Consider the following 2,763-nt stretch of genomic DNA (forward strand, 5'->3'; position numbering starts at 1 on the left):
ACCGTGTTCAGCTTCCTCGATATCGACCTGCTGTCGGTGTTCCCGGACGTGGTCAACGAAATCGTCTGCACCAGCATCTACGCCGGTGAGCAGGAAGGCGAAGTGCGCTTCGAACGCCACGATGGTGTGCCGTTTACCGAAGTGGTGCGCCAGGCACTGGGCCTGAAAGAAGTCCACATCATCCAGACCGCCGGCGATGCCTACCAGCGCGAACGCGAACAATGGGACGACGGCAACAACGTGGTGGCCCTGGACCGCCGCGTGGTGGTGGCCTACGACCGCAACACCTACACCAACAAGCTGATGCGACAGCACGGCGTGGAAGTGATCGAGATTCCGGCCTCCGAACTGGGCCGTGGCCGTGGCGGTGGTCACTGCATGACCTGCCCGATCATCCGTGACGAAGTGAAGATCTAAACCGCTGCCCCGCAGCACAGCAAGTACATCAATCTCGCCCGGTGGCGTCGGCCAAGCCCGCCACCCGGCACCGAAACAAGGAGCGTTACCATGGCTTTCAATCTGCGCAACCGCAACTTCCTCCGCATGCTGGACTTCACCCCGCGCGAAATCCGCTACATGCTCGACCTGGCCCGCGACCTGAAACGCGCCAAATACACCGGCACCGAACAGCAACACCTGAAGGGCAAGAACATCGCCCTGATCTTCGAAAAGACCTCCACCCGCACCCGCTGCGCGTTCGAAGTAGCCTGCTACGACCAGGGCGCCAACGTCACCTACCTCGGACCGTCCGGCTCGCAGATCGGCATCAAGGAATCGATGAAAGACACCGCCCGTGTGCTGGGTCGCATGTATGACGCCATCGAATACCGTGGTTTCGACCAGGACATGGTCGAGAACGAACTGGCCAAATTTGCCGGCGTACCGGTGTACAACGGCCTGACCGACGAATGGCACCCCACCCAGATGCTGGCCGACGTGCTGACCATGTGGGAAAACAGCGACAAGCCGATCTCGCAAATCAGCTACACCTACCTGGGCGACGCCCGCAACAATATGGGCAACTCCCTGCTGGTGATCGGCAGCAAGCTGGGCATGGACGTGCGCATCGGCGCGCCGAAACACCTGTGGCCGACCGACGAACTGGTCGCCGAGTGCCGTGAAATCGCTGCCCGCACCGGCGCCCGCATCACCCTGACCGAAGACGCTGCCGCAGCCGTCAAGGGCACTGACTTCATCCACACCGACGTCTGGGTATCGATGGGCGAACCGGCCGAAGTGTGGGCCGAACGCATCCGCCTGCTCAAGCCCTACCAGGTGAATGCCGCCCTGATGGCTGCTGCACAGAACCCGCAAGTCAAGTTCATGCACTGCCTGCCGGCCTACCACAACAGTGAAACCAAGGTGGGCAAGGAAATTGCCGCGCAATACCCGGACCTGGCCAATGGCATTGAAGTGACCGAAGACGTGTTCGAAAGCGAAGCCTGCATTGCCTTCGAGCAAGCCGAGAACCGCATGCACACCATCAAGGCCATCCTGGTGGCGACTCTCGGAGATTAATCGTCAGGCGCCGTGGCAAAGCGCTACAGCCTTGCCACGGTGCCCGTCATTGAAGCCTGACCGCAACACCGCTTCACCCACCACGACGACACCCCCTTGAAGTCGTGGCGGCGGAATCTGCTCCCCCTCACTCAGGCGGATTCCACCCTCCGGCAGGTCATCCCCCGGTGACCTGCCGCCCCATCCGACACACACCGGCCTGCCACAGGCAGACCGGCCACGCCACTGTCCCGACTGTGCGGACAGGGCCAGAAAAGGAAACATCATGCGAGTCGTCGTAGCCCTGGGCGGCAATGCCCTGCAACGTCGTGGCGAAGCCATGACCGCTGACAACCAACGCGCCAACGTCAAGGTGGCCGCCGAACAACTGGCCGCCGTCACCCGGCTCGGCCACAACCTGGTGATGTGCCACGGCAACGGCCCGCAAGTGGGCCTGCTCGGCCTGCAAAACGACGCCTACGCCCGCCACGTCGACGGCAAGGTCACCCCGTATCCGCTCGACGTACTGGGCGCCCAGACCGAAGGCATGATCGGCTACATGATCGAACAGGAACTGGGCAACGTGCTGCCGTTTGAAGTACCACTGGCCACCATCCTCACCCAGACCGAAGTGGACGCCGCCGACCCGGCCTTCCAGAACCCCACCAAGTTCGTCGGCCCGGTATACAGCAAGGAAGAAGCCGAAGCGCTGGCCGCCAGCCACGGCTGGACGGTCAAGGCCGACGGCGACTACTACCGCCGCGTGGTGCCCAGCCCGAAACCGAAACGCATCTTCGAACTGCGCCCCATCAAATGGATGATAGAAAAAGGCGCGGTGGTGATTGCTGCCGGCGGTGGCGGCATCCCCACCATGTACCAGGGTGACAAACTGGTGGGTGTGGAAGCGGTGATCGACAAAGACCTGGCCTCCGCCCTGCTGGCGCGCGAAGTGGACGCCGACTACTTCGTCATCGCCACCGACGTGAAGAGCGTGTTTGTTGGCTGGGGCACCCCGGAAGCCAAAGCCATCCGCCACGCCCACCCGGACGAAATGGACAAGCTGGGCTTTGCGGCGGGTTCGATGGGCCCGAAAGTGGAAGCCGCCTGCGAATTCGCCCGGCTGACCGGCAAGCGTGCGGTGATTGGCGCGCTGGAAGACATCGAGAAGATCGTGAAGGGCGAAGCCGGCACCATCATCTCCACCGAGAAGGCCGGGATTGAGTGGTACTGAGCGGGTAGAGGTATTGCGGTGTTGTGAACAAGGGC

At 62.6% G+C, this 2,763-nt stretch carries 3 protein-coding genes; all 3 read left to right on the forward strand.

The genetic code is table 11. The features are described from left to right. On the forward strand, positions 1-417 hold a 417-nt coding region (locus JHD64_RS20925), incomplete at its 5' end, for an arginine deiminase family protein (RefSeq protein ID WP_233170645.1). A gap of 90 nt (positions 418-507) precedes the next feature. Beyond that, complete coding sequence (locus tag JHD64_RS20930) at positions 508-1,518, forward strand: ornithine carbamoyltransferase (protein WP_199055516.1); 1,011 nt, start codon at positions 508-510, stop codon at positions 1,516-1,518. Positions 1,519-1,783: 265 nt separating this feature from the next. Then, a complete protein-coding gene (gene arcC / locus JHD64_RS20935) occupies positions 1,784-2,728 on the forward strand; it encodes a carbamate kinase (protein ID WP_110313791.1) in 945 nt (314 codons plus the stop codon). Positions 2,729-2,763: the final 35 nt, after the last annotated feature.

It is taken from the genome of Aquitalea sp. ASV15 (assembly GCF_016429115.1).
Lineage (GTDB): Bacteria > Pseudomonadota > Gammaproteobacteria > Burkholderiales > Chromobacteriaceae > Aquitalea > Aquitalea magnusonii.